The organism is Bradyrhizobium murdochi (genome assembly GCF_000472965.1).
Lineage (GTDB): Bacteria > Pseudomonadota > Alphaproteobacteria > Rhizobiales > Xanthobacteraceae > Bradyrhizobium > Bradyrhizobium murdochi.
Genome location: NZ_AXAU01000003.1, coordinates 291,780 through 318,052, shown reverse-complemented (window position 1 = coordinate 318,052; position 26,273 = coordinate 291,780). Strand labels below are relative to the sequence as shown.

The 26,273-nt window shown below is 61.8% G+C and carries 23 protein-coding genes; 20 read left to right on the top strand and 3 right to left on the bottom strand.

What is annotated here, in order from left to right; translation table 11 throughout:
* The first annotated feature begins 9 nt into the window (after positions 1 to 9).
* The 11 genes from YUO_RS0112235 (at position 10) to YUO_RS0112185 (ending at position 13,982) form a co-directional block, all read left to right on the top strand.
* Entirely contained in the window at positions 10 to 1,053 is a 1,044-nt protein-coding gene (locus tag YUO_RS0112235; protein WP_028347518.1) for a LacI family DNA-binding transcriptional regulator, read from the top strand.
* Between the two features lie 82 nt (positions 1,054 to 1,135).
* Positions 1,136 to 2,593, top strand: coding sequence for a xylulokinase (gene xylB, locus YUO_RS0112230; RefSeq protein ID WP_028347517.1), 1,458 nt, complete (start codon positions 1,136 to 1,138; stop codon positions 2,591 to 2,593).
* On the top strand, positions 2,590 to 3,912 hold the full coding sequence (gene xylA, locus YUO_RS0112225; RefSeq protein ID WP_028347516.1) for a xylose isomerase: 1,323 nt from the start codon (positions 2,590 to 2,592) through the stop codon (positions 3,910 to 3,912). Before xylB ends, xylA begins: the two co-directional genes overlap by 4 nt.
* 13 nt (positions 3,913 to 3,925) lie before the next feature.
* Positions 3,926 to 4,690 carry an ATP-binding cassette domain-containing protein gene (locus tag YUO_RS0112220; RefSeq protein WP_035726606.1) on the top strand — a complete coding sequence of 255 codons (765 nt, stop codon included), beginning with the start codon at positions 3,926 to 3,928 and terminating at the stop codon, positions 4,688 to 4,690.
* Positions 4,690 to 5,772 carry an ABC transporter permease gene (locus YUO_RS0112215; protein WP_028347514.1) on the top strand — a complete coding sequence of 361 codons (1,083 nt, stop codon included), beginning with the start codon at positions 4,690 to 4,692 and terminating at the stop codon, positions 5,770 to 5,772. The genes YUO_RS0112220 and YUO_RS0112215 overlap by 1 nt, the downstream gene beginning before the upstream one ends.
* Before the next feature lie 91 nt (positions 5,773 to 5,863).
* Positions 5,864 to 6,796 (top strand): sugar-binding protein, encoded by a 933-nt coding sequence (locus YUO_RS0112210; RefSeq protein ID WP_028347513.1) that lies wholly within the window; start codon positions 5,864 to 5,866, stop codon positions 6,794 to 6,796.
* Positions 6,797 to 6,881: 85 nt separating this feature from the next.
* Entirely contained in the window at positions 6,882 to 7,859 is a 978-nt protein-coding gene (locus YUO_RS0112205) for an aldo/keto reductase (RefSeq protein ID WP_028347512.1), read from the top strand.
* Positions 7,860 to 7,862: 3 nt separating this feature from the next.
* Positions 7,863 to 8,732 carry an amidohydrolase family protein gene (locus YUO_RS0112200; protein WP_028347511.1) on the top strand — a complete coding sequence of 290 codons (870 nt, stop codon included), beginning with the start codon at positions 7,863 to 7,865 and terminating at the stop codon, positions 8,730 to 8,732.
* A 225-nt stretch (positions 8,733 to 8,957) separates the two neighbouring features.
* Positions 8,958 to 10,205, top strand: a complete 1,248-nt coding sequence (gene dinB, locus YUO_RS0112195) for a DNA polymerase IV (protein ID WP_028347510.1) — start codon at positions 8,958 to 8,960, stop codon at positions 10,203 to 10,205.
* A gap of 583 nt (positions 10,206 to 10,788) precedes the next feature.
* On the top strand, positions 10,789 to 11,988 hold the full coding sequence (locus YUO_RS0112190) for an ABC transporter substrate-binding protein (protein ID WP_028347509.1): 1,200 nt from the start codon (positions 10,789 to 10,791) through the stop codon (positions 11,986 to 11,988).
* 191 nt (positions 11,989 to 12,179) lie between these two features.
* The gene (locus YUO_RS0112185; protein ID WP_028347508.1) at positions 12,180 to 13,982 is read left to right on the top strand and encodes an AMP-binding protein; all 1,803 of its coding nucleotides are present in this window, start codon (positions 12,180 to 12,182) and stop codon (positions 13,980 to 13,982) included.
* 20 nt (positions 13,983 to 14,002) lie between these two features.
* Here YUO_RS0112185 and YUO_RS0112180 read toward each other — a convergent pair whose 3' ends face one another.
* Complete coding sequence (locus YUO_RS0112180) at positions 14,003 to 14,533, bottom strand: winged helix-turn-helix transcriptional regulator (protein ID WP_028347507.1); 531 nt, start codon at positions 14,531 to 14,533, stop codon at positions 14,003 to 14,005.
* A 238-nt stretch (positions 14,534 to 14,771) separates the two neighbouring features.
* Between YUO_RS0112180 and YUO_RS0112175 the strand changes: the two genes are divergently transcribed.
* Positions 14,772 to 15,404, top strand: coding sequence for a 2-hydroxychromene-2-carboxylate isomerase (locus YUO_RS0112175; protein WP_028347506.1), 633 nt, complete (start codon positions 14,772 to 14,774; stop codon positions 15,402 to 15,404).
* Positions 15,405 to 15,482: 78 nt separating this feature from the next.
* On the top strand, positions 15,483 to 16,682 hold the full coding sequence (locus YUO_RS0112170) for a CaiB/BaiF CoA transferase family protein (RefSeq protein ID WP_028347505.1): 1,200 nt from the start codon (positions 15,483 to 15,485) through the stop codon (positions 16,680 to 16,682).
* A 30-nt stretch (positions 16,683 to 16,712) separates the two neighbouring features.
* Here YUO_RS0112170 and YUO_RS0112165 read toward each other — a convergent pair whose 3' ends face one another.
* Both YUO_RS0112165 and YUO_RS0112160 read right to left on the bottom strand, forming a co-directional pair.
* Positions 16,713 to 17,390, bottom strand: a complete 678-nt coding sequence (locus YUO_RS0112165) for a glutathione S-transferase family protein (protein WP_028347504.1) — start codon at positions 17,388 to 17,390, stop codon at positions 16,713 to 16,715.
* Positions 17,390 to 18,133: an SDR family NAD(P)-dependent oxidoreductase gene (locus tag YUO_RS0112160; protein ID WP_028347503.1), complete on the bottom strand. Its 744-nt coding sequence runs from the start codon at positions 18,131 to 18,133 to the stop codon at positions 17,390 to 17,392. Before YUO_RS0112160 ends, YUO_RS0112165 begins: the two co-directional genes overlap by 1 nt.
* A gap of 222 nt (positions 18,134 to 18,355) precedes the next feature.
* Here YUO_RS0112160 and YUO_RS0112155 point away from each other — a divergent pair, with 222 nt between their 5' ends.
* Genes YUO_RS0112155 through YUO_RS0112125 form a run of 7 tightly spaced genes read left to right on the top strand, consistent with a single transcriptional unit; the run spans position 18,356 to position 26,190 of the window.
* Positions 18,356 to 19,945 (top strand): class I adenylate-forming enzyme family protein, encoded by a 1,590-nt coding sequence (locus tag YUO_RS0112155; RefSeq protein ID WP_051379392.1) that lies wholly within the window; start codon positions 18,356 to 18,358, stop codon positions 19,943 to 19,945.
* A 14-nt stretch (positions 19,946 to 19,959) separates the two neighbouring features.
* Positions 19,960 to 20,697 carry an SDR family oxidoreductase gene (locus YUO_RS0112150; protein WP_028347501.1) on the top strand — a complete coding sequence of 246 codons (738 nt, stop codon included), beginning with the start codon at positions 19,960 to 19,962 and terminating at the stop codon, positions 20,695 to 20,697.
* Positions 20,698 to 20,711: 14 nt separating this feature from the next.
* Positions 20,712 to 21,893, top strand: coding sequence for an acyl-CoA dehydrogenase family protein (locus tag YUO_RS0112145; protein WP_028347500.1), 1,182 nt, complete (start codon positions 20,712 to 20,714; stop codon positions 21,891 to 21,893).
* Between the two features lie 21 nt (positions 21,894 to 21,914).
* Positions 21,915 to 23,045 carry an acyl-CoA dehydrogenase family protein gene (locus tag YUO_RS0112140; protein WP_028347499.1) on the top strand — a complete coding sequence of 377 codons (1,131 nt, stop codon included), beginning with the start codon at positions 21,915 to 21,917 and terminating at the stop codon, positions 23,043 to 23,045.
* A gap of 53 nt (positions 23,046 to 23,098) precedes the next feature.
* Positions 23,099 to 24,286, top strand: coding sequence for an acetyl-CoA C-acyltransferase (locus YUO_RS0112135; protein WP_028347498.1), 1,188 nt, complete (start codon positions 23,099 to 23,101; stop codon positions 24,284 to 24,286).
* Positions 24,287 to 24,335: 49 nt separating this feature from the next.
* Positions 24,336 to 25,340 (top strand): NAD(P)H-dependent flavin oxidoreductase, encoded by a 1,005-nt coding sequence (locus YUO_RS0112130; protein WP_028347497.1) that lies wholly within the window; start codon positions 24,336 to 24,338, stop codon positions 25,338 to 25,340.
* A gap of 22 nt (positions 25,341 to 25,362) precedes the next feature.
* Positions 25,363 to 26,190 carry an enoyl-CoA hydratase-related protein gene (locus tag YUO_RS0112125; protein ID WP_028347496.1) on the top strand — a complete coding sequence of 276 codons (828 nt, stop codon included), beginning with the start codon at positions 25,363 to 25,365 and terminating at the stop codon, positions 26,188 to 26,190.
* Positions 26,191 to 26,273 lie beyond the last annotated feature (83 nt).

The window sequence follows — 26,273 nt, the reverse complement described above, 5'->3', positions numbered from 1 at the left end:
CTTCAGCCCATGAAGGAGCCGGACGCCACCAGCCCTCTCACGCTCAGGGACATCGCCCGCCAGGCTGGCGTCAGCCTCGCGACGGTCGATCGCGTCCTGCACAATCGCCCCGGCGTGCGGCCGGACACGATCCGCCGCGTCAAGGAGACAATCGCGCGCAACTCCTTCCAGCCGCATGTGGCCGGCGCCGAGCTCGCCCGTGGCCGTGCCCGGCGCTTCGCCTTCGTGATGCCGTCGGGGCCGAACCTGTTCATGCAGCAGATCCAGTCCTATCTCGGCGAGATGTCGGGCTGGCTGTCGGCCCGCCGCCTCGCGGTCGAGATGGTCGCGACTGACGTGTTCGACGCCTCCGTTCTCGCTAGCTCGCTGGAGGCTCTTGCCGGCGAGTATGACGGCGTCGCGGTCGTCGCGCTGGATCATCCGAGCGTGCGGGCCGCCATCAACGATCTCGTCGATGGTGGCGCCAAGGTGGTGACGCTGGTTTCCGATGTGCCGTCGTCGCGCCGTCATTACTATGTTGGCATCGACAATATCGCCGCCGGGCGCACCGCGGGCGCGCTGGTCGGCCGCCTCGTTGGTCCGCGATCCGGCAAGGTCGCGATCGTCGCCGGCTCGCAAGGCCTGCGCGACCATGCCGAGCGCATCTTCGGCTTCAATCAGGTGATGGCGTCGGAGTTTCCTGGGCTCAACGTGCTGCCTGTGCTCGAAGGGCGCGACGAGGACGAGCGCTCGGAACAGCTCATGTCGCGGCTGCTCGGCAGACATCCTGACATCGTCGGTCTCTACAATGTCGGCGCCGGCACGCAGGGCGTTGCCAAGGCTTTGATCGATTCCGGCCGCGAGAAGCAGGTAGTGTTCGTCGGACACGACGTCACCGTGCTGACGCGCAAGCTCTTGTTGCAAGGCGCGATGGATGCAGCGATCTCGCAAAACCCGGGACATGAGGCCCGCGCCGCCGTGCGCGTGCTGCTCGCGCTCGCCCGCGGCGAGCCGATCCTGAGTGAACAGGAGAAGATCCGGATCGACATCGTGATGCGGGACAATCTGCCGTAGCCTGCAGAACTGATTTACAAGACGGCCCGATGTTGGGAAGGCGACAAAGATCGCCGAGCGGGCCGGAAGGGAGGACAACGACGTGTATCTCGGGATCGACATCGGCACGTCCGGTGTGAAGGCGGTGCTCTTGAACGAGGCTGGCGCAATCGTCGCGACAGCCGCGCGCGAGCTTGCGCTCTCACATCCCGCACCGCTGTGGTCCGAGCAGGATCCGGACGCCTGGGTTGATGCGGCGATCGGCGCCGTCGACGATCTCGCGTCCGCTCATCCGCGCGACGTCGCGCAGGTGCGTGGCATCGGTCTCTCCGGCCAGATGCACGGCGCTACCTTGCTCGGCGAGGACGGGCGTCCGCTGCGTCCGGCCATCCTGTGGAATGACGGCCGGTCCCTTGCCGAATGCGAGACGCTCGAGGGGCGCTGTCCTTCGCTCCACACCATCGCCGGCAATCTCGCGATGCCAGGCTTCACCGCGCCAAAGCTGCTCTGGGTGACCCGCCACGAGCCTGAGATTTTCGAGCGGGTGGCAAAAGTGCTGCTGCCAAAGGCCTACGTGCGCTACCGCTTGACCGGCGAGATGGTCGAGGACATGTCGGACGCCGCCGGAACGCTCTGGCTCGATGTCGGTCAGCGCCGCTGGTCCGCGTTGCTGCTGCATGCCACCGGGCTCGATCTTCACCACATGCCGCGCCTGGTCGAAGGCAGCGAGATCAGCGCGGTACTCGCTCCCGAATTTTCGAAGCGCTGGGGCATGGCGAAAGATGTCGTGGTTGCCGGCGGTGCGGGAGACTGTGCCGCAAGCGCGATCGGGCTCGGCGCCATCACGCCCGGCGATGCGTTCCTGTCGCTGGGAACTTCAGGCGTCGCGTTTCGTGTCACCGACAGTTTTGCGCCAGCGCCCGCGTCGGCTCTGCACGCCTTCTGTCATGCGCTTCCGGGTCTCTGGCACCAGATGGGCGTGATGCTGGCGGCGGCCGCTTCGCTCGCCTGGCTTTCGGGCGTCATGGCGACGCCTGCCGCCGCGTTGCTGGCGCCGCTCGGCGAGACCGTCCGCGGACCGAGCCCGGTCAAGTTCCTTCCCTATCTCGATGGCGAGCGCACGCCACACAACGACGCTGCTGCCAGCGGCGCGTTCGTCGGCTTGCGTGGTGCGACAGGGCGCGATCAAATCGTTCAGGCCGTGCTCGAAGGCGTGGCCTTCGCCGCGCGCGACAATCTTGCGGCGCTCGGCGATGCCAGTCCGGCGATCACTGAAGTCGATCTCGTCGGTGGCGGATCGCGCTCGGCGCTGTGGGCCCAGATCTGCGCCGATGTGCTCGGCATTTCCGTCCACCGCGTCGAGGAGGGTGAGGTCGGTGCAGCGCTTGGCGCGGCACGACTCGGCCGGCTTGCCGCAACAGGCGAAAACCCTGCCCAGGTCTGCACGCGTCCGCGGCGGCTTGCGAGCTTCACGCCGCGTGCGTCTGCCGAAGCGGCTTACGATGAAGCCTATCACCAGTGGCGAAAACTATATCCTGCGTTGAAGGAGTCCTCCCTGTGAACGTGTCACCCAAATTCTTCGGGGCGAGTGCGCCGATCGCCTATGGCGGCAAGGACGCCAAAAGCCCGCTCGCCTTCCGCTGGTACAATAAGAATCGCATCGTTCACGGGCAGCGGCTCGAGGACCACCTGCGTTTCGCCGTCTGCTACTGGCACTCGTTCTGCTGGCCCGGCGGCGATCCTTTCGGGGGCGAGACGTTCATGAGGCCCTGGCATCATGGCGCGGATGCGATGGCAATGGCGCGCGCCAAGGCCGACGTCGCCTTCGAGCTGTTCCGCCTGCTCGATGTGCCTTTCTTCACCTTCCACGATGTCGACGCCGCGCCGGAAGGCGCCTCGCTGGCAGAGTCCGTTGCCAACCTCAACGCCATCGCCGATCTCTTCGAACAAAAGATGGCATCGAGCAAAGTGCGGCTGCTCTGGGGCACGGCGAATCTGTTCACACATCGTCGCTACATGGCGGGCGCGGCGACCAATCCGGATCCGGACATCTTCACCTATGCCGCCGGCCAGGTCCGCGCCGCGCTTGAGGTGACGCATCGGCTCGGCGGTCAGAACTATGTGCTCTGGGGTGGACGGGAAGGCTATGAGACGCTGCTCAACACCGACATTCAGCGCGAACTCGATCAGCTCGGCCGCTTCGTCTCGCTCGTCGTCGAGCACAAGCACAGAATAGGGTTCAAGGGACCGATCCTGATCGAGCCCAAGCCGAAGGAGCCGACCAAGCATCAATATGATTTCGACGTCGCCACCTGCTACGGCTTCCTTCAGCGCTACGACTTGCTGAAGGACGTCAAGCTCAACATCGAGCAGAACCACGCCATCCTTGCCGGCCACTCGTTCCAGCACGAGGTCGCACTTGCCGGGGCACTCGGCGTGTTCGGCTCGCTCGACATCAACCGAGGCGACGACCTGCTCGGCTGGGACACCGACCAGTTCGCGATGAACGTGCCGGAGCTGGCGCTGGTGTTTCATGAAATCCTGCGCCGTGGCGGTTTCACGACCGGCGGTCTCAATTTCGACGCCAAGATCAGGCGTCAATCCATAGACCCGGACGACCTGATGCATGCCCATGTCGGCTCCATGGATGCCTGCGCGCGGGCGTTCCTCGCAGCGGCCGACATGCTCGATGCTGAGGCGCTGACGAAGCCGGTCGCGGAGCGTTACGCCGGATGGGCTGAGGCGGAGGGTCGCGCAATTCTCGCCGGTCAGCGTTCGCTCGCCGATCTCGCCGATCGGGCGCTGGTAGCCGGCTTCGATCCACAGCCGCGCTCGGGTCGTCAGGAATATCTGGAATCATTGGTCAACCGGTATGTCTGAAGCGAGGCTGAGCATGACAATCCCATGCGCAAACGGGCAACCGGTCCTGGAGCTGACAGGGATCGGCAAGGAATTCGGCGCGATCCGCGCGCTGCACGATGTCGACATGCAGGTCTTCCCCGGCGAGGTCGTCGGCCTGATGGGAGACAATGGCGCCGGCAAGTCGACACTCGTGAAGATCATCGCCGGCAATTTCCGCCCCACTCATGGCGAGATCCGCTTCGACGGCAGTGCAGTCCATTTCTACCGCCCCATCGATGCCCGCGCGGTTGGGATCGAGGTCGTCTATCAGGACCTGGCGCTCGCCGACAATCTGACGGCGGCGGCCAACGTCTTCCTCGGCCGCGAGCTCAAGCGCCAATTCGGTCCGTTCGCCTTCCTCGATCACAGGGCGATGGCGGCGCGCGCGCTGCAGTTGTTCGGCGAGCTGCGCTCCGAAACGAGGCCGGATGACCTCGTCAAGCAGATGTCGGGTGGTCAGCGCCAGGCGGTTGCGATTGCGCGGACGCGGCTTTCCAACGCCAAGCTCGTAATGATGGACGAGCCGACGGCCGCGATCTCGGTGCGCCAGGTCGAACAGGTCCTGAGCCTCATTCATCGCCTGAAAGAGCAAGGTGTCGCCGTCATGTTGATCTCCCACCGCATGCCCGACGTCTTCGCAGTCTGTGACCGCGTCGTGGTCATGCGCCGCGGCGAGAAACGGGCGGACAAGCCGATCGGCGACACCAGTCCTGAGGAAGTCACCGCCCTGATCACGGGCGCAAAGGAGGCAGCGTGATGGCTATGCCCCTGGAATCCCCGATCTCGTTTACCAATGTCGGTCGTATCAGATGGTGGCAGCGTGGCATCTTCGCTTCGCAAACCGGCTACGTTCTGCTCGCGCTGCTGGTGCTGCTCGTCGTGATGCATTTTGCCAGTCCATATTTCTTCACCGAAGGCAACATGCAGAACGTGGCGAAGAACTTCTCTTTCATCGCCATCGCCACGCTTGGCGTCACCTTCGTGATCATCACAGGCGGCATCGATCTCTCGGTGGGATCGATGATGTGCTTCTCCGCGATGATCACGTCCATGGTCATGTCGAGCCTGTCGACGCCGGGTATGCCCGGCGCGACGCTGTTCGTGCATCTTGCCGCGGACGGCAAGACCGTGGTCGCCAATGTGCCGGGGCTGATCCTGCTGGTCTCCGTTCTTGCCGGACTGGGCACCGCGCTGATCGCAGGTCTCATCAACGGTTTCTGCATCGCGGTGCTCGGGCTGTCGCCCTTCGTCACCACGCTCGGCATGCTGTCGATCGTGCGCGGCCTCGGCTATGTCGTCTCCAACGGCCGCGGTAGTTTTCCAGGCGGCCCGGACGCCGATTATTTCTACGCGCTCACCTCGGGCGATCTGTTCGGCGTACCCGCGCCCTTCATCTATCTCGTGATCCTCGCCGTGGTAATGGCGGTCGTGCTGCACCATACGACCTTCGGCCGCCACGTCTTCGCCCTGGGTGGTAACGAGAAGGCAGCCGAGCTGACCGGCATTCCGGTCGTGCGGGTGAAGATCCAAGTCTATGTGATCTGCGCGCTCGCCGCAGGCCTGCAAGGCATTGTGGTCTCCGGCTGGCTCGGGTCAGCGCCTGCGAACATGGCAACGTCCTACGAGCTCACAATCATCGCTGCGGCCGTCATCGGCGGCGCCAACCTTGCAGGCGGCATCGGCGGCCCGCTCGGAGCCATCGTCGGTTGCGTGCTGCTGGAAGTGATCCGCAACGGCCTCGTGCTCGCGCAGGTCAGCTCTTATTGGCAGCAGACGCTGGTGGGGGTGATCATCATCCTGGCCGTGCTGGTCGACCGCATCCGCTCACGCATGACTTAGGAGTTACTCCGGGAGGACAACGAACGCATCGTCTATCCACTTTCCGGGGCATCAATTCAAATGGATAGGCACAAAAGTGTGGAGGGAAGCAATGAGGAAGTTTCTTTTTGCCGGCATGGCCATCGCGATGATGGCCACCCCGGCGTTGGCGCAGACCTACAAGTTCGTGATCGTGCCCAAGGCGATGAACAATCCGTTCTTCGACGTCGCGCGCGACGGCTGCCTGAAGCGCGCCAAGGAGCTCGGCAACGTCCAATGCATCTACAAGGGGCCGGTCGAGCATGAGCCGGCGACGCAGGCGCAGATCATCCAGGATTTCATCACGCAGAAGGTGGACGGCCTTGCGATCTCGGTCGCGGACGTCGCGGCGATGACGAAATCGATCGAGGCGGCGACCGCGGCCGGCATTCCCGTCATCACCTTCGATGCGGATGCGCCCGGCTCGAAGCGGATCGCCTATATCGGCACCAACAACAAGGACTTTGGACTCGCGCTTGGCAAGCAATTGCTCCAGCTCAAGCCCGAAGGCGGCAAGTATGCCGTCGTCTCCGGCGGCCCCGGCGCCAAGAACCTTGCGGAGCGCGTCGACGGCGTACGCGAGGCGTTGAAGGGTTCGAAATGGGTCGAGGTCGCGGGTTCGCCGACCTTCTGCAACGACGATCCTGCGCTCGCGGTCCAGCAGATGGCGGATCTGCGCACCGCCACACCGGATCTCGGCGCGATCGTGCCGGTCGGTGGCTGGCCGATGTTCGCGCCGGAAGGCTACAAGGCCTTCGTCAACAAGAACAGGAAGGACATCGACGCCGGCAAGCTGACGCTCGTCGTCGCCGATACGCTGAAGATGCAGCTTGAACTCTTGCGTGACGGCTATTCCAACGCACTCACCGGGCAGCGCCCCTTCGAAATGGGCGAGAAGGCAATGGATACGCTGCTGGCGATCAAGAAGGGCCAGAAGGTTCCCGAGATCATCCATACCGGCCTTGACCTCGTGACCAAGGACAACGTCGCTCAACTCTTGAAGTAGGAACGTTCGCAGCCCGACGTTCCTGCGCTACGCTCCCTCTCCCGTTGCGGGAGAGGGAGTGCATGTTTCGACCATGGATCCTGGAATGAAGCGTACGCGGCTTGCGGATGGACTCGACGTCACAGCGATTGGTCTCGGAACCGCTCCTCTCGGCGGACTGTTTGCGCCGGTCAGCGACGCGGACGCGGAAGCCACGATCGAACGCGCCTGGTCGCTCGGCGTCCGCTTCTTCGATACCGCGCCGCTCTACGGCTTTGGATTGGCCGAACGTCGCCTGGGCAGTTTTCTGCGCCGGCAGCATCGGGAATCCTTTGCGATCTCCACCAAGGTCGGCCGTTTGCTGCGCCCGGCCAGTGCGGCTGCCGAAGACGATCACTACAAGGGCACGCCGGCCGAGCGGCCAGAATTCGATTTCAGCTACGACGGCGTGATGCGTTCAGTGGAGCACAGCCTCGCCCGCCTCGGGCTTGACCGCGTCGATGTACTGCTCGTCCATGATCCGGATGACCACTATGAGGATGCAGTCGCCGGTGCCTTCCGCGCGCTCCGGCGCTTGCGCGACGATGGCACGGTCAAGGCGATCGGCGCCGGTATGAATCAATCCGAGATGCTCGTCCGCTTCGCCGAAAGGGCGCCGGTCGATTGCTTCCTGCTGGCGGGCCGCTACACGCTGCTCGACCAAGGCGCGCTGACGACGTTGTTTCCGATCTGCCGTGCGAAGAGCATCGGCATCATTCTCGGCGGCATCTACAACAGCGGTATCCTAGCGAACCCGCGCGACGGCGCGAAGTTCAATTACGAAGACGCCGACGCGGCGCTCGTCGCCCGCGCGCTGGCGCTGGAGGCGCTGTGCCGCAAGCATGGCACGGAGCTCAAGGCCGCCGCAGTCCAGTTCTGTATGGCCCATCCGGCGGTAACGGTCGCGCTGCTGGGCGCGCGCAGCGCTGCGGAGGTTTCGAATAACATCGCGATGGCCGAGCGGTTGGTGCCGTCCTCCTTCTGGCAGGAGCTGCGCGAGCGCAAATTGGTCGATGCGTCCGCACCACTGCCGGGTGGAGTCTGACCTATGATGATCGACGGTCATCAGCATTTCTGGGATCCCGCGCGTGCCGATTATCCTTGGATGGAGGCGCCTGAACTCGCGCGGATCCGTCGCGCCTTCGGCCCATCCGATCTCGCGCCGCTGCTTCGCGCCAACGGGGTCGATGCGAGCATTTTGGTGCAGTGCCGCTCCTCGATCTACGAGACCGAGGAATTCTTGCGCGTCGCCGCTGCGACGCCCTTCGTCATCGGCGTGGTCGGCTGGGTCGACCTGACTGGCGGCAAGGTCGATGAGACGCTCGAACGGCTGCGCGGCTCGCCCGGAGGCGAAAGGCTGGTCGGCATTCGTCACCAGGTGCACGATGAGCCCGATCCTGATTGGCTGCTGCGCGAGGACGTGCAGCGCGGCTTGAGCGCAGTGGTTGCGCACGATCTCACCTACGATCTCCTGGTACGCACGCGAGAAATGCCGGCCGCGATCGCAACCGCGCAGGCGTTTCCGCAAGGGCGCTTTGTCCTCGATCACGCCGCCAAGCCGCCGATCGCCGACGGTTTCAGCCGTGAATGGGCCGATCGTCTCGCAGCGCTCGCCGAGTGCGGCAACGTCTGGTGCAAAATTTCAGGCCTTGCCACCGAGGCGAAGTGGGACGATTGGGACTCGGCTCGTCTGTTCCCCTTGGTCGAGCATGCCGCCAGGTGTTTTGGCGAGGATCGCTTGATCTTCGGCTCCGACTGGCCGGTGTGTCTGCTCGCCGGCAGCTATGGCGAGATCAAGAGCGCGCTTGAGGCGTGCCTGATGAAGCTTGGCCCGCACGTGCGCCACAAGGCGTTTGGGGCGAACGCTCAGGGGGCTTATCTTATTCCTCCTCCCCTTGTGGGAGAAGGTGGCGCGTAGGCTCTGTCCGCGGACTCGCCCGGGCGAGGGTCATTCGCGGGAGAGAGACCTCTCACCCATGGCGCTGCGTGGTTGGCAAACAGGATCGCAGGGGAGCCTGGGCTGGAAGGCAACTTTCATTGCAGCTTCCAGGGAAAGGTCTATCCCGGCTTGACATGCGTCCGTGCATGTTCTCATTATGTTCTCATGAAGATTTCCGTCGGATCTCGCGGGTGAACGGTCGGGATGGCTATGACGGCCACGATCCTTCATGCAGACCTGGACGCCTTTTATGCCTCGGTTGAGCAGCTGCTCGACGCTTCGCTACGCGGTAGACCCATCGCGGTCGGTGGCGGGGTTGTGCTTGCCGCTTCTTACGAAGCCAAGGCCTTCGGGGTTCGTAGCGGCATGCCGGGACGGCAGGCGCGTGAGCTATGTCCACAACTCATCTTTGTCAGCGGCCATTTCAAGGACTACCAACGGCTGGGCGACGCCGCCATCAAGGTGATCGGCGATTTCACACCGCTCGTCGAGCGGATTTCCATCGACGAGGCCTTTGCCGACGTTGCGGGCTGCACTCATCTTTTCGGTGCACCTGCTGAAATCGCGGCGGCAATCCGCCAGCGCGTACGCACTGAGCTTGGCCTGCCAATCTCAGTGGGTGTCGCGCGCACCAAACATCTGGCGAAAATCGCTTCGCAGGTCGCCAAGCCGGACGGGCTTGTGGTTGTCGATCCCGACACCGAACTGGAATTCCTTCACGAACTTGCCGTCGAGCTGATGTGGGGAGTGGGTCCGGTCACGAAGGCGCGGCTGGCCGAGATCGGCGTGTTGACCATCGGGCAGTTGGCCAGGACACCAGGATGGTCGCTCGAACGCTTGCTTGGTCCCGCGGCAGGCGAGAAACTCGCGGCGCTGGCGTGGAATCGTGATCCGCGGCAACTCAAGCCTCATCGCCGGGCCCGATCGGCCGGGGCGCAGTCAGCGATTGGCAGGAAGCCGGCCGAACAGCAGGTTATTCGACCCACCCTGCTGCATCTTGCCGACCGCATCGCCGCGCGGCTCCGGGCGAAGTCCAGACCCGGCCGAACCGTGACGGTCCGCGTTCGCTTCGCCGACCTGAACTCGGTCACGCGCTCGGTGACGCTCGGTGCGCCGATCTCCGCGACCGTGATGCTCGCTGAACTTGCCGAGGAATTGGTGCGTGCAGTCCTCGCAGATCACCCGGACGAGAAGATCATCTCGCTGTTGGCGATCTCCGTGTCGCATCTCGAGGAGAACTGGGATTTGGAGCTGGAGCTCCCGCTCGGACTTGAAGATGAAGCGCGCCGTCCCGGCAGCAGGCTAGGCATGGCCCGTTGGACGGCAGACTGTGCTGTCGACAAGATCCGCGACCGCTTCGGATGGGATGCGATCGGATACGGTTCGGCAACGCTGGGTATTTCTCGCTCGGTGCCTGACGAGTTTCGTAAACTCGCCGAGAAGAATTTGTAGCCTCCGCCGGCACCTGGATCACGCGCTGGATCGGCGAAGAGTTTCCTGCGCGGCAACGCGCCGATAGGCGAGGCCTCCTGTTTCGGTCTTGCGTTCGGACTCGCGGCTGTTTCGCTGGTGCCGCAGCTTTACCGCTCCGCGCTTCGCCGTATCGCTCGCGTCAGTCATCAGCGCGCGGCACCGTCGGCCCTTGCACAGACGTGGACTTGAAGCGCAAAAATACGTCCGCGTCACTGACAGTTCTATAGTAGAATTTATAGCGCATTACACTCGAAAGAAGTATTCCCGTCGCATTTCTGATGGGCCGCGTGCGCTTCACCTACGCCGGTAGTTGCGCAAGCTGTACTCGTGCGATTGACACGCCAGTTACAGATGAATCAGATTATGTCTGAGCCGGAGACGCCTCGCCACCCAAATTGGATCGAAGCCAAGTTCCGACAAGCATAGAACTGGTTTCGGTGGACTTGACTAGTTCTAAAAAAGAACTGTAGGTTAAACTAAGACGGTCGGACAACGGCCGCGGTTTGCAGGATCGCGGTCCCGCTTGGGACCCGCGCACTCATCGCGTTTGGGAGGACGAGCAATGTTGACGAAATTGAAAATCGTGGCGGCCCTGGTTTCACTTTTGAGCGGCCCGGCATTCGCAGCCGAAGAACCAGGAATCTCAGCGACCGAGATCAAGATTGGCGGCGTTTTCCCCTTCAGCGGACCGGCGTCATCGATCGGTCTCGTGGGCAGGGGCGTTATGGCCTATGTTCAGTCGGTCAACGACCGCGGGGGCATCAACGGCCGCAAGATCAACTACATCGCATATGATGACGCATACAGCCCTCCGAAAGCGGTGGAGCACGTCCGCAAACTCGTTGAGAGCGACGAAGTGTCGTTCATGTTCGGCCAGCTCGGCACCCCCGGCATCTCGGCTACGGCCAAATACCTGAGGTCGAAAGGGGTGCCCAGCATCGCGATCATCAGCGGATCATCCAAGTTCACCGACGTTGTCAACTATCCGCTGACTACGACAGGCCTCGTCAGCTACGACACCGAAGGAAAGATCTACGCCAAATATCTGATGAGGGCACTGCCGAACGCAAAGTATGCCATCCTCTATCAGAACGACGACCTCGGCAAAGATTATGTAAACGCCTTCAAGGCGTTTCTCGGCAAGGATTTCGACCGAAAGGTCGTAAGCGCTTCCTATGAGGTCACCGAGCCGACGGTTGATTCACAGGTCGTCAACTTGAAGAGCTCCGGCGCGGACGCGCTGGTCATCGCCGGCACGCCGAAGTTCGCGGCGCAGGCCATCCGGCAAGCCGCGGTGATCGGCTGGAAGGCGACCGTGATCATTAATTTTCCTTCGGGCTCGGTCGGAGGCACGCTCGCGCCTGCCGGTCTCGACAAATCGGTCGGCGTGATCGTCGGTACGACCAACAAGGATGTTCTGGATTCGGCATGGAAAGACGACCCGGGCATGCAGGCCTTTCGGGTGTTCTTCGACAAGTATTTGCCGGGCGCCGACATCACCAACGGCAGCTATCTGACCGGCTATCAGCAAGGCATCCTGCTCGAGCAGATTCTAAAGCAATGCGGCAATGATCTGTCCCGCAAGAATATTCTTGCGCAGGCCAAGAACCTGAAGGACTTCGTCGTTCCGACTGCGCTGCCCGGCATCAAGGTCAACACCACCGACACCGAGAATATGATCTGGACACAGATGCGATTGCAGCGGTGGAGCGGCACGAGTTGGCAAGCCTTCGGCGATGTGCTGGACGCCAGGTCCGAGTGACCCGGCGCGCGCGAACGGCGGTTCCGGCAAGTTCGCGACTTGGATGCGAACTGCCGACCGGCCGCGCCCGTCAGACCGATTGATAACGCGCGTTATCCAGGCCGGCGGACCAACGAGCACCAGGCATCGGTAGTGAACCGGGTTGCTGCCTTCGAGCGCTCCTTTCCCGGTAATTCAGGAGATCATTTTCCATGTCGACGAAGGCACTGACGTTTGCGCCAAGAGAGCTTTGCATAGAGCGTCGAACCGACGGCACGCTCATCTTGAGCTCGCCTGTTGAGTTGGGGGAATGCATTTGGCGCATCACGGATTTCCTACCCAACTGGGCAAACTCTGCTCCGGATAGAATTTTTCTTGCGCAACGAAATGCAAAGGGGGGATGGGACGAGATCACCTACAGCGAAGCATGGTTGCAGGTTCAGGCGGTCGGCCAAAGCCTGATCGATATGGGCGCAAAGCCGGCTGACAAGCTGGCGGTACTTTCAGGAAACTCGATCGAGAACGCGGTGATCTCGTTTGCCGCGATGTCGATAGGGGTGATTCTGGCGCCGGTATCGCCAAACTACACGCTGATGCCCGGCGGCCTGGCTCGTCTCAAGGATATTGCGGAAACGTTGCGCCCGAATTTCGTTTTCGTTCAGAGCGGACGTGACTTTTCCGCTGGCCGCTCCATTCCGGAACTGGCAGCCGCAACCTGGATCAGCGTCGATGGCGCGCCGGATACGGTGCCCTTCCAGACTCTGATCGCCCGAAGCAGGAGCGACGGATTCGAGCGCGCATCAAGTGCGGTGTCTTGCGATGCCGTCGCAAAGATTCTCTTCACGTCCGGCTCGACCGGTTTCCCGAAAGGCGTGCTCAATACCCACCGCATGATGGCGAGCTCCCTGCAAATGGGGAGTCTGCTTGTGTCTGCTCCGGATGCGCCGGTGCAGGTTGAGTGGCTGCCATGGCACCATACGATGGGCAGCAACGTAATCCTTCACGGCATTCTCAAGAATGGCGGCACCCTTTACATCGACGATGGCCGGCCGCTGCCTCAGCTCTTCCACAAGACGGTCGCGAATCTCAGGGAGATTTCACCCACTGCCATGTTCAACGTGCCTGCCGGCTATAATCTCTTATGCGACGCGATCGAGAACGACCTCGATCTTGGCGCCAGCGTGTTCAAGCGAATGGATCGATTGAGCTATGCCGGAGCTGCAATTTCGCAAGCGACGCTTGAAAAGCTCTATCGGCTGACATCGTCGATCACCGGTCGGCGAATTCCGGTCATGTCGGGCTACGGCACCACCGAAACGGCCCCGACCATCAGTACGACCCATTGGGCCACCGACCAGCCGGGAGAGATTGGTCTTCCCGCGCCGGGCCTGCGGCTAAAACTGATTCCGGTTTCCGATACTTACGAGGCGAGGGTGAAGGGGCCCAACGTTACCCCGGGTTATCTCGGAAGGCCGGATTTGACGGAGAAGGCTTTCGATGAGGAGGGATTCTATCGCATCGGCGATACCGTCTCATTTCTGGATCCTCAGAAGCCGGAGCTTGGGCTGCGCTTTACGGGCAGAATTTCCGAGAACTTCAAACTCGCGAACGGCACGTGGGTCTCGATCGGCAACATGCGCGCGGTAATCCTGGCTATTACGCGCGGCGTATTGCTGGACATTGTCGTTGCCGGAGAAAATCGTCAATCGTGCGCGCTACTCTGCTGGTTGAATCCGACCGAGGCAGCGCGGATTTCCAAGACTCCGGCCGCAGATTTAACCTGCGACGCTCTCGTGGTTCAATTTCTCAGAGATCGCTTTCAGGAATATAATGAGTCCGTCGGAAGCAGCGAACGAATCTGTTCGTTCTCCCTGCTGACGGATCCGTCGTCATTGGCCGCAGGAGAAATCACCGACAAGGCCTACGTCAATCAACGTGCTGTGCTGAAACATCGCTCTGAACAGGTAGAGCGCCTCTACGGCAACGAAGCAAGTCGAGATGTGATCCGGGTCTGAGGTCCGGGCGAGCGGCCACTTCAAGCGGCGCTGCGGCGCGCCTTTGCCTTCGGTTTCTCTGGCGCCTTCGGCTTCTCTGGCGCGTTTATTGCCGGGGTGCTTCGGGCACCAGGGCCGGGGTGGGTATGAACCTCCTTGGCCGAAAGCGGCTCGCCGCATTCGGAGCATATCATGACCGGATCGAAGTTCTTGCCGCATTTGCGGTGCTGGTGCAGCAACGGCCGCCCGCGTTCGTCGACCATGTGCGTGTCGCCCCAATGCACAATCGCCATCATGATCGGATAAAGATCGAGGCCCTTTTGGGTAAGAATGTATTCATGCCGTTTGGGCGACTCCTGATAGGGAATGCGACGCAGTACGCCCTGGCGGACCAGTTTCTTCAGTCGTTCGGCGAGCAGATGGCGTGTGATTCCGAGCGCGGACTGAAATCCCTCGAAGCGGCGCGTGCGCAGGAAGCACTCGCGCAGGATCAGAAGGGTCCAGCGGTCGCCGATCACGCCGATGGTCCGGGCCATCGAACATGGCTCTTCCTCCAGCTCATCCCATCTCATTCCTGCTCTCCGGTCTTCCCACGCTAATTCCGCTCGAATCGTCCAGCGAATTTTTGGTTCCACTACCATTCTAGTTAGGTACTAAACTCCAAACAATCCCCTAGGGTTCGCGTCAAACTAGGAAAATTCCTCATAATTTGACAGTTCGTTTTTAGAACTGTAGGGTAAACGGCAAGCTTGGGTTCAGCCTGCTGATTATCGAACCTGACCAACAACGCGCTCTCCGGGAGGAGTCGACATGCCCCTGAAGGTAGAATTCCTGTTCGATTTCGGCAGCCCTAACGCCTATCTGGCGGAAATAGCCATTCCGGGGATCGAGCAGCGTACCGGCGTGAAATTCGCGTATGTCCCTATTCTGCTCGGCGGCATCTTCAAGGCGACGGGCAACATGTCCCCGTTCGACTCGCTTCGCGGCATCAAGAACAAGCCGGAATACCAGGCGCTGGAGACCCAGCGCTTCATTCGTCGCCATAATGCGACTAAGTTCAAACAGAATCCCTTCTTTCCGGTCAATACGCTGATGCTGATGCGTGGCGCCGTCGCCGCCCAATTCGAAGGCGTGTTCGAGCCCTATTTCCGCGCCGCCTACCATCATATGTGGGAGGAGCCGAAGAAGATGGACGACCTCGAAATCTTTCGGAGCGCATTCATCTCCTCAGGCGTCGATATCGACCGGCTGATCGCGCGCGCGCAGCAGGATGACGTCAAGAAGAGGCTGATCGATCTGACCAACGACGCCGTCAGCCGAGGAGCATTCGGCTCGCCGACCTTCTTCGTTGGAAAAGAAATGTTCTTCGGCAAGGACCAGCTCCGCGACGTCGAGGAATCGATCGTCGAGCAGACCAGACAGCCTGTTTCCAAGACGGCCTAACGGCTACGAGGGCCCGGGTTGAGTGGCGAAGGCCAAACTCCCGGACCCAAAGCAAAAGTGAACTTAGGGAGAATGTCCATGCCTGGCCCGCTTAGCGGTGTTCGTGTCCTCGACCTGACCGGCGTAGTGTCGGGCCCGTTCGCGACCATGTTTCTGGCGGACCAGGGCGCCGACGTGCTGAAGATCGAGCCGATCGGCGGCGATATTACGCGCCGCAGCCGGGCCACCATCGACAAGGACGGCGAGTTCTCCGCGCTGTTCATCTCTTCTAACCGCGGCAAGCGTTCGCTGTCGATCGACGTCAAGAGCACGGGTGGCCGTGAGGTGCTCACCAGGCTGGTCGCACAGGCCGACGTGCTGGTGCAGAACTTCCGGCCCGGCACCATGGAGCGCCTCGGTCTAGGCGTGGAAGAATTGCGGCAGCGCCATCCGCGCCTGATTTACGTTTCGATCAGCGGCGTCGGCGATACCGGCCCGTATGTAAAGAAGCGCGTCTATGACCCGATCATTCAGGGCCTGTCGGGCTTCGCCGATATCCAGTCGCAGCCGGTAACGAACCGTCCGCAAATGATCCGCACGATCGTATGCGACAAGACCACTGCAGTGTTCACTGCACAGGCGGTGGCGGCAGCTCTCTATGCCCGCGAGAAAACCGGGCAGGGCGATCATATCCAGGTCGCGATGCTGGATGCGATGATTTCCTATCTCTGGCCCGAAGGCATGATGCAGTATACGGTCGTGGGGGCCGAGGCCGCCGCAGCCGATCCCAACGATCGGCCGGATCTCGTGTTCAAGACCAGTGACGGCTACATCACCGCCGGCACCATTTCGGATTCCGAATGGCAGGGTTTCTGCCAGGCATCCGGCGATCCCGAGCTTGCCAACGATCCCCGGTTCGCGACGCCATCGGCGCGTTCGGTCAACGCCACCGCGCGCATCAACAAGATGGCTGAGTATATCAGCCAGCATACCACCGCAGAATGGCTGGAGCGGCTGGACGCCGCCGACGTGCCTTGCGCGCCGATCCTGCGGCGGAGCGAAATCATCCACAATGAGCAGGTGGTGGCGCGCGGTATCATCGCGGAATTCGATCAGCCGAAGGTCGGCCGGGTGCGGCAGCCGAAGCCCGCGGCTCGCTTCGAAATCAATGAGGCTGCAATTGGCGGACCGGCGCCGAGGGTCGGTGAGCATTCACGCGATGTATTGCGCGAATTGGGCTATGACGACAGCGCCATCGACAAGATGGTCGCCGAACGTGCCGTGCGCGTGGCCGTGTAGGCCAAGGCCTTCCCGCGCGGCAGTCGCTTTTCAGACTTTCGTCGGTGCTGGCGTGATCGGTGTCACCGGGACATTCGCCGCGACAGCTCGCTGATAGGCCTCTCGGCCTTGGATGCGCTTAAGGTAGGGTTGCGCGTTGTCGCAGATGCCGACGCCGTAGGCGATGGCCCAATCGAGGCACGTCGTAAGCAGGATGTCGGCGCTGGTAAATTGGTCACCCATCAGGAATGTCCGCCCGTCTGCCAGCGCGACCTCCACGTGTCGTAACTGTTGACGGAAATACTCACCCGCCTGCGCGACGACTTCGGGCGCAATTCCATAGATATGTCCCAGTGCGTCCGCGCGATGGCGGCGCATGACGTAAAGGCTGGTGGAATCGAGTTCGGCGACGATAAAGAAGCACCATTCGAGCCACGCGGCGAACTCGCGCTGGGCTTCGGGGATCAGCGAGCGTTCCGGCGTCGAATAGGTTCGCGACAGATAGGCGACGATCGCGGCGCTTTCTCCAATGCAGAAGTCGCCGTCCTGCAGCAAGGGGATCTTCTGGCGGGGATTGAGCCTGGTGTATTCGGCCGTCTTGGTCTCGCCGGTCCGCGGCCCGATCGGTTTGACCTTGTAGGACAAGCCAAGCTCGTGCATGGCCCAGTGCGGACGAATGGTGCGGCTTGTCCCAACGCCCCATAGGGTGAGATCGGGTGTTGCGCTCATCACCATTTCTCCACGGATGGACGAAGATCGAGTTCATGGGTCCAGCCGTCTCGGCTTTGCTGATGGGCGAACCAATAGGCCTCGGCGATGGAAGACGTCTTCGTCAGACTGTCTTGGGGAATCTCGCTTGCCTCGATTCCCTTCGCCGCTTTCATGCGCTGATGAATGGCTTCGCTATCCACGCCGGCGTCAATGATGAGATGGACCACGTGGATGTTCTTCGGCCCCAGCTCGCGCGCCATGGCTTGGGCGACCGCGCGAAGGCCAAACTTCGCCGATGAAAACGCCGCAAATCCCTGGCCGCCACGGACACTGGCGGTCGCGCCAGTAAAGAAGATGGTGCCGCGTCCACGCGGCAGCATGACGCGAGCGGCCTCGCGCCCGACCAGGAATCCGGCATAGCAGGCCAGTTCCCAGGCCTTGAAGAACAGCTTTTCCGTGGTCTCCACAAGGGGCTTGTTGACATTCGATCCGGCATTGAAAAGGCAGACCTCGATCGGCCCGATATTGCTCTCGACGTCGGAAAAAAGCTTCTGAACTTCGGCTTCCTGACGAGCATCGACGCTGAAAGCGTGGATACGATGGCCCGCAGCGGTGAGTTCATCCACGAGTCCCTGGGATTTGGCTGCGTCACGCCGGCAGATACAAACGGTGTAGCCGCCTTTGGCAAAACGCCGCGCGACAGCCGCACCGATGGCGTCGCCCGCGCCCACGAGTATTGCAACGCCGCGACCTTCCGCCATTCCCGTCTCCCTATAAGTTCCTATTTGATACTTATTGGTAGCTCTTATCGATCTCGTTGTAAATGAGCTTTGCGAGAACTCCAAAAGCGACAGGTTTACTGCCTCTTTAGAGCCATGGACGCCAGAAGATGAATTAGCAATTGACGAGTTCTAAAAAAGAACGTTAACTCGATATCGCACGTGCCGCAGCATGGGCGACGTTGGCTGTTCGGGAGGTTGACGGTGGCGGGTCTTTCAGGAGCGATCGATATCGATGAGATTGCTGCGGGGCTGCCACACCGCATCCATGAAGTAACGACTGGCCACCTCGTCAATGTCCCGGACCGGATCGCCCTGATCGAAGATGACGCCGCCTGGAGCTATCGTGACCTGGATCAGCGGGTCGCCGAGATCGCGGCTGTTCTCACCTCGCTGGGGGTGAGAGCGGGTGATCGGATGGTCATTATTAGCGAAAACTGCATCGCGCTGGCGGCCTTGCTGCTTGCGGCGAGCCGGCTCGACGCCTGGACAATCGTCGCCAACCCGCGATTGTCGGCGCGCGAGCTGGACCAGATTCGCGATCATAGCGGCGCCCGCCGGATGTTCTTCACGTCAGGTGTTTCGAAAGAGGCTGCGGCGCACGCATCACGCTATGGTGCGGAGAACCGGCAACTTGGCGCGCTGCGGGAGATTGGCATCGGACCGCTGAACGAAAGCGCCACTGTCGAGCCTGTGGAGGTCGATCCGGCGAAACAAGTCGCGGTGCTGATCTACACCTCGGGAACGACGGGCACGCCGAAGGGGGTGATGCTCTCCCATGAAAACCTGCTGATCAGCGCCAAGACCACGGCGCATTTCCGCAAGATGGATCACGACGACAAGATCTATCTGGTATTGCCGATCTCGCATATCGTCGGCATCTCGCTCCTGATCATGACGCTGATGGTCGGCGGCACGGTGCGTATGGCCGGCAAATACGATCCGGCGGCTACTGCCAAGGCGATCGCGGAGGAGGGTGTAACCATCCTCAATGGCGTGCCCGCCACCTATCAACGCCTGCTGGAGTACAAGAGCGTATCGGGTCTGAAGCGGCACGATCGGGGCTCATTGCGCTTGATTGCCGTTGCCGGCGCGCCGCTCGACCTGAATTTGAAGTTGCGTGTGGAGAAGGAGTGCGGCCTTCCACTCCTCAACGATTATGCAATCACTGAATGTTCGTCCGGAATATCAGGCGTGCGCTTCGATGTGCCGCGTTCCGATCACGCTGTCGGCACGTTGCTGCCGGGAGTAGAGGGGCGCCTCAGAACAATCGACGGCATACCACTATCAAAGGAAGAGGTCGGAGAACTCCACGTGCGCGGGCGCAACGTGATGCGCGGCTATTACCGCGCTCCCGAACTGACAGCCAAAGTGATCGATAGCGAAGGCTGGTTCAATACCGGCGACCTTGCCCGCTTTGACGGCGATTGGCTGTACATTGTCGGCCGTACCCAGGACATGGTTAGCGCCGTCCCGGCCAATATCGAGGCAATTCTCAATTCACACAAGGATGTGCAATCCGCCGTCATTGGCCGAGCCCTCAACGGTGATGGGGAGCTTGTCGCATTCGTGCAGCCGTTCCCGGGATCGCGCGTCAAGCCGACCGATCTGATGGATTCCATCAAACCTCGGCTCGCCTCCTATATTCGGCCGCCGAAAATCGTTGTCGTCGATGTCTTACCGGGAAGCTCGACTGGCAAGACACGCGAGCATGAGCTCGCGTCCTGTTTGCATCGCGACCGAGCTGCTGCCAAGCAGGCGGCGAGATTCCAGCGACGAACTCACTTAACCTGACCGGGAGAACGCCTTTGCAAAAGAGAAACGCAACCGTGGCCGTGATCGGCGCCGGTGACTATATCGGCGGCGAGATCGCCAAAAAGTTTGCCTCAGAGGGCTTCACGGTGTTTGCCGGGCGCCGTAACGGGGCAAAACTCGAACCGCTCGTCAAGGAGATTGAGAAGGCCGGCGGCGAAATTCACGCGCGCTCGCTCGACGCACGCAAAGAGGAGGAAATCATCTCGTTCCTCGGCGACGCCGATAAGCACGCGCCGCTCGAGGTCTGCATCTTCAACATCGGTGCCAACGTCAATTTTCCAATTCTGGAGACCACCGAGCGCGTGTTCCGGAAGGTCTGGGAAATGGCCTGCTATTCCGGCTTCCTCGCCGGGCGCGAAGCGGCGCGGCTCATGCTGCCGCGGGGCAAGGGCAACATCTTCTTCACTGGAGCGACGGCGAGCCTTCGTGGCGGATCCGGCTATGCCGCCTTCGCCAGCGCCAAGTTCGGCCTGCGAGCTGTAGCGCAGGCGGCGGCGCGTGAGTTGGGGCCCAAGAACATTCACGTGGCGCATCTTATCATTGATTCCGGCGTCGACACCGAGTGGGTGCGCCAGCGGCGGATCGAGGCGCTCGGTCCGAACGCGCTGGATAACCCCGATGCTTTGATGCCGCCATCATCGGTCGCGGAATCCTATTGGCTGCTCTATCAGCAGCCGCGCAGCGCCTGGACTTTCGAGCTGGAGATCCGTCCCTTCGGCGAGAAGTGGTAAGGGAGCCGTGCACGATGGAGCTCGAGCTTTCCAGCGAGGACGCTGCGTTTCGTGACGAGGTGCGTGCTTTTATTGCAGAGAACTATCCGCAGGAAATGCGCGTTCCAAATCCCGAGACGGATTTGACCAAGGAGCAGTCGCTGCTCTGGCACCGCATCCTCCACAAGAAGGGTTGGATCGCGCCGCTCTGGCCCAAGGAGTATGGCGGCCCAGGCTGGTCGGTCACGCAGCGCTTCATCTTTGAACAAGAGACGTCACGGGCCGGGACGCTGCCGCCGCTCGCATTCAGCGTCACCATGGTCGGCCCGGTCATCTACACCTTCGGCAACGACGCGCAGAAAAAGAAGTTTCTGCCCCGGATTCTCTCCGGCGAGGACTGGTGGTGCCAGGGTTATTCGGAGCCGGGCTCCGGCTCCGACCTCGCCTCGGTCCGCACCAAGGCGGTACGCGAGGGCGACCACTACATCGTCAACGGCCACAAGACCTGGACGACGCTGGCTCAGCATGCCGACTGGATTTTTTGCCTGGTACGAACCGACCCTGCGGCAAAGCCTCAGGCCGGCATCTCCTTTCTGTTGATCGATATGAGATCGCCGGGCGTCACCGTGCGGCCCATCATCACCATCGACGGATCGCATGAAGTCAACGACGTGTTCCTCGAGGACGTGCGCGTCCCCGTGGAGAACTTGATCGGTGAGGAGAACAAGGGATGGACCTACGCCAAATTCCTGTTGGGCAACGAGCGTACCAGCATGGCCGGGATCGGCCGCTCGACGCGTTATCTGGAGCGTCTCAAGCATATCGTGAAGACCGAAATCGGCGAAGACGATCCGACTTTCGGGGAGTTCATCAAGGAGATCGCTCGCGTTGAGCTTGATGTGCTCGCCTTGGCGGCGACCGAACTGCGGATCGTCGCGCAGATGTCGCGCGGCATCAACCCGGGGCCGGCCGCGTCGCTGTTCAAGATCAGGGGCACCGAGATATTCCAGCGCATTATCGATCTGACGCACCAGGCGATCGGCAATTACGGTCTGGCCATCCGTGAGCACCCGGTAAGCGCCAATCGCTTCATGCCGGGGCCGGACTCCGGGCACACCGCGACCGAGAAGTACCTGAACTCCCGCAAGCTCAGCATTTATGGGGGATCGAACGAGATCCAGCGCAACATCATCGCGAAAGCGGTGCTGGGTCTCTAACCACAGCGCACGAGGCATCTGATGGACATTCAGTTGACGGAAGAACAGGAATTGCTCCGGTCCAGCATTCAACGCTTCCTGCGCGAGCAGTACGATTTCGACGAACGCCGCAAGATCGTTGCGACCGATGAAGGCTGGAGCCGCAGGCACTGGAAATCCTTCGCCGAGCTTGGGCTCTGCGCCGCGCCGTTCCAGGAAAGCTCCGGCGGCCTTGGTGGCGGCTCGCTTGCCACGATGATCGTGATGCAGGAGTTCGGCCGCAACCTCGTCGTCGAGCCGTTTTTTGAGACGGTTGTCCTCGCCGGTGGCCTGATCGAGGACGTCGGCTCGCCCGAGCAGCGCCAGGCGTTCCTGCCGAAGGTCATGGAGGGCGATGCGATATGGGCGCTGGCGTGGGCGGAGGGACGGTCACGTTATGATTTCAACAACGTCACCACTACTGCACGCCGCCAAGGGGACAAATTTGTTCTGAGCGGAACCAAAGCAGCGGTGGTGGGTGCGCCATGGGCCGACAAGCTGATCGTTTCGGCGCGCACCTCGGGCCAGCAACGCGATCGCGACGGCGTAAGTCTGTTTGTCGTAGATCGCCATGCGACCAATCTTCACCTGCAGAGCTTCAAGACGATCGACGGTCGGCGCGCCGCTGAACTCACGCTGATGAAAGTCGAGGTGCCGGCCAGCCAGATGCTGGGGAGCGAAGGCGAGGGCGTCGCGGCCCTGGAGGCGGCTCGCGATCGCGCCATCGCGGCCCTTTGCGCGGAAGCCGTCGGTGCCATGACGGAGCTGAACTCGGCAACGCTCGAATACAGCAAGACGCGCAAGCAGTTCGGGGTTGCGCTGGGAACGTTTCAGGTGCTGCAGCACCGCATGGTCGACATGTTCATCGCGCTTGAGGAATCGATTTCGCTCACTCAGCATTTGAATCTAACCCTGGCGTCGAAGGAACCGAACGCATCGAAACTGGCGTCCGGCGCCAAGACCAAGGTCGGCTACGCCGCACGCTTTGTTGCAGAGCAGGCCGTGCAACTGCACGGCGGCATGGGCATGAGCGACGAGCTGAACGTCGGCCACTACTTCAAGCGCATAAGCTCCATCAACATCCAGTTCGGCGATCCTGCCTATCATCTGATGCGGTACGCGCAGCAGAGCTGAATCTCCTTCCCAACGCAGCAAATCGACTGCCGCACCCCGACTAGAGGTAAACAATGACCGAAGCCGTAATCGTCTCGACCGCTCGCACGCCGATTGGCAAGGCTTACAAGGGCGCTCTCAATCACACCGAAGGCGCGACCCTGCTCGGGCATGCCATCTCTTCGGCGCTGTCGCGGGCGAAGCTCGAGGGCGGCGAGGTCGAAGATGTCGTGATGGGTTGCGCCATGCAACAGGGCGCCACGGGTATGAACATTGCGCGCAAGGCGCTGCTGCGGGCCGGACTTCCGGTCAGCGTGGCCGGAACCACCATCGATCGGCAATGCGCGTCTGGCCTGCAGGCGATTGCCTTGGCTGCGCGTTCGGTCATCTTCGATGGCGTGGAGGTTGCCATCGGCGGCGGTGGTGAATCCATCAGCCTGGTCCAGAACGCCCAGTTCAACAGCTTTCATGCCGTCGATCCGGAACTGCTGGCGATGAAGGGAGACGCCTACATCGCGATGCTGGATACCGCCGAGATCGTGGCGAAGCGCTACGACATCTCGCGCGAACGCCAGGACGAATACAGCCTGGAGAGCCAGCGCCGGACAGCGGCTGCCCAACAGGGCGGCCGCTTCGGCGACGAACTCGCGCCGATCAAAACGACGATGGCGGTGACTGACAAGGCGAGCGGCGCCGTATCCTATCAGCAGGTGACACTATCGGCGGACGAGGGGCCGCGTCCCGATACGACGGCCGAGGGTCTCGCAGGCGTCAAGCCGGCAAAGGGGCCGGGCTTCACTATTACCGGCGGCAACGCGAGCCAGCTCTCGGACGGCGCCAGTGCCGCCGTCATCATGAGCGATAAGCTGGCCGCGCAGAAGGGATTAAAGCCTCTCGGCATCTTCCGCGGCTTTGTCGCCGCAGGATGCGAACCGGACGAGATGGGTGTCGGTCCGGTCTACGCCGTGCCCCGGCTTCTCAAGCGCCACGGACTCAGGATTGATGATATCGATTTGTGGGAATTGAACGAGGCATTCGCAGTGCAGGTGATCTATTGCCGCGACAAGCTCGGGATCGACCCGGAGAAACTCAATGTCAACGGTGGCTCGATCGCAGTCGGCCATCCCTATGGCATGACTGGCGCGCGGCTGACCGGCCACGCCTTGATCGAGGGCCGGCGGCGCAAGGCGAAATTCGCCGTTGTCACCATGTGCGTCGGCGGCGGCATGGGCGCAGCAGGGCTGCTCGAAATCGTTCACTAAACAATCAAGTCGGCAGGACCAGACGTTCATCAACAAACCGGAGGCACGCGTGAAGACAGCAATTACCGAGATGTTCGACATTGAACATCCGATCATCCAGGGCGGAATGCACTATGTGGGGTTCGCCGAACTCGCGGCCGCGGTGTCGAACGCTGGCGGGCTCGGAATCATCACCGGCCTGACGCAGAGGACGCCGGAACTATTGGCGAAGGAGATCGCGCGTTGCCGCGATATGACGGATAAGCCCTTTGGCGTGAACCTTACTTTCCTGCCGAGCTTCACCGCGCCGCCATATCCGGAATATATCGCGGCTATCAAGGAAGGCGGCGTCAAGGCGGTGGAGACCGCCGGCCGCAGCCCCGAGCAGTATATGCCGGCGCTGAAAGCCGCTGGCATCAAGGTGATCCACAAATGCACCTCGGTGCGGCACTCGCTCAAGGCCGAGAAGATCGGCTGCGACGCAGTCAGTGTTGATGGCTTTGAATGCGGCGGCCATCCCGGCGAGGACGACATCCCGAACATGATCCTGCTGCCCCGCGCGGCGGACGAGTTGAAGATTCCGTTCGTGGCGTCGGGCGGCATGGCCGACGCGCGGAGCCTCGTCGCGGCGCTGTCGATGGGGGCCGCCGGCATGAACATGGGCACGCGCTTTATCGCCACGAAGGAAGCGCCAGTCCACGACAATGTAAAGCAGGCCTTGGTCAAGGCGACCGAACTCGACACCGTGCTGGTCATGCGCGCGCTGCGCAATACTGAGCGCGTCTTGAAGAACAAGGGCGTCGACCAGTTGCTGGAGGTTGAGCGCGAGAAGGGCGCAAGTCTGAAGATTGGTGACATCCATGAGCAGGTCGCTGGAGTCTATCCGAAGGTGATGATCGAGGGCGATATGGACGCGGGCGCGTGGAGCTGCGGCATGGTCGCAGGCCTCATTCACGACATTCCGACCGTGAGGGAACTGATCGACCGCATCATGGCGGATGCCGAGCGACTGATCAGGGACCGGCTGACGGGATTCCTGGACGCCGACAGCGAGGCAGCCCTGAAGGTCGCGTGAAGACACGACGGGAGCAGCGCGAATGACAGAAGCTCGGATCGAGGTCGATACCGGCACAGGTGAGCTGCTGTGTGAAATCCGGGATCGCGTGGCGCTGATCACGCTGAACCGGGCCGAGGCCCGCAACGCCTTGTCCGATCAACTGACCCCCGCGCTGCGGCGCATGATCAGGCAGTGCGGCGACGATTCCCGCGTCGGCGCATTGCTCATCACGGGTGCCGGGGCCGCCTTTTGTGCCGGCGGTGACGTCAAGGGCATGGGGAGCAATGCTGCCAAGGCCGAAGCGCCGCTCGATGAGCGGGTCGCCGATTTGCGCATCAAGCAGCGCACTCTTACGGGTGCGTTGGTTGGATTGCGAAAGCCGACGATGGCAGCGCTTCCCGGACCTGCGGCAGGCGCAGGGCTTGCGCTCGCGCTCGCCTGCGACATTCGAATCGCTGCTGAATCGGCTGTGATGACCACGGGATATGCCCGCATCGCCCTGACCGGAGACTACGGCATCGCCTGGCTGTTGACGCGGCTGGTGGGGACGTCCCGGGCACGCGAGTTGATGTTTCTGTCGGAGCGGATCGACGCACGCCGCTGCGAAACCTTGGGGCTCGTCAATCGGGTGGTAGCCGACGCCGAGCTTCGCGACGTTGCATTTGCGCTTGCAAGGTCGCTGGCCGATGGTCCCTCGCAAGCTTACGCTGGCATGAAGGACAACCTCGACCATGCCCTGACCACAGGCCTTCTGGATTCGATGGACCAGGAAGCGGAATACATGGTCCGCTCCGCGCGAACGACGGATCACAAGGAGGCAGTGCGCGCCTTCATCGACAAGCGCAAGCCCGTTTTCGTCGGGCATTAGCGTGCGTTCAACCTCTGGACGTCCTGGACGCGGGAAATTCACCAACGCTATCAATGGGTGAACGGAAGAGGAAAATTCAGAAG

What these genes read in the sequence shown, in the direction of transcription:
- YUO_RS0112170 (WP_028347505.1), top strand. Translation starts at nt 15,483, where the DNA reads ATGCCTGGCCCGCTTAGCGGTGTTCGTGTCCTCGACCTGACCGGCGTA.
- YUO_RS0112210 (WP_028347513.1), top strand. Translation starts at nt 5,864, where the DNA reads ATGAGGAAGTTTCTTTTTGCCGGCATGGCCATCGCGATGATGGCCACC.
- YUO_RS0112220 (WP_035726606.1), top strand. Translation starts at nt 3,926, where the DNA reads ATGACAATCCCATGCGCAAACGGGCAACCGGTCCTGGAGCTGACAGGG.
- dinB (WP_028347510.1), top strand. Translation starts at nt 8,958, where the DNA reads ATGGCTATGACGGCCACGATCCTTCATGCAGACCTGGACGCCTTTTAT.
- YUO_RS0112235 (WP_028347518.1), top strand. Translation starts at nt 10, where the DNA reads ATGAAGGAGCCGGACGCCACCAGCCCTCTCACGCTCAGGGACATCGCC.
- YUO_RS0112160 (WP_028347503.1), bottom strand. Translation starts at nt 18,133, where the DNA reads ATGGCGGAAGGTCGCGGCGTTGCAATACTCGTGGGCGCGGGCGACGCC.
- YUO_RS0112185 (WP_028347508.1), top strand. Translation starts at nt 12,180, where the DNA reads ATGTCGACGAAGGCACTGACGTTTGCGCCAAGAGAGCTTTGCATAGAG.
- YUO_RS0112125 (WP_028347496.1), top strand. Translation starts at nt 25,363, where the DNA reads ATGACAGAAGCTCGGATCGAGGTCGATACCGGCACAGGTGAGCTGCTG.
- YUO_RS0112135 (WP_028347498.1), top strand. Translation starts at nt 23,099, where the DNA reads ATGACCGAAGCCGTAATCGTCTCGACCGCTCGCACGCCGATTGGCAAG.
- YUO_RS0112200 (WP_028347511.1), top strand. Translation starts at nt 7,863, where the DNA reads ATGATGATCGACGGTCATCAGCATTTCTGGGATCCCGCGCGTGCCGAT.
- YUO_RS0112175 (WP_028347506.1), top strand. Translation starts at nt 14,772, where the DNA reads ATGCCCCTGAAGGTAGAATTCCTGTTCGATTTCGGCAGCCCTAACGCC.
- YUO_RS0112215 (WP_028347514.1), top strand. Translation starts at nt 4,690, where the DNA reads ATGGCTATGCCCCTGGAATCCCCGATCTCGTTTACCAATGTCGGTCGT.
- YUO_RS0112140 (WP_028347499.1), top strand. Translation starts at nt 21,915, where the DNA reads ATGGACATTCAGTTGACGGAAGAACAGGAATTGCTCCGGTCCAGCATT.
- YUO_RS0112165 (WP_028347504.1), bottom strand. Translation starts at nt 17,390, where the DNA reads ATGAGCGCAACACCCGATCTCACCCTATGGGGCGTTGGGACAAGCCGC.
- YUO_RS0112145 (WP_028347500.1), top strand. Translation starts at nt 20,712, where the DNA reads ATGGAGCTCGAGCTTTCCAGCGAGGACGCTGCGTTTCGTGACGAGGTG.
- YUO_RS0112205 (WP_028347512.1), top strand. Translation starts at nt 6,882, where the DNA reads ATGAAGCGTACGCGGCTTGCGGATGGACTCGACGTCACAGCGATTGGT.
- YUO_RS0112190 (WP_028347509.1), top strand. Translation starts at nt 10,789, where the DNA reads ATGTTGACGAAATTGAAAATCGTGGCGGCCCTGGTTTCACTTTTGAGC.
- YUO_RS0112180 (WP_028347507.1), bottom strand. Translation starts at nt 14,533, where the DNA reads ATGAGATGGGATGAGCTGGAGGAAGAGCCATGTTCGATGGCCCGGACC.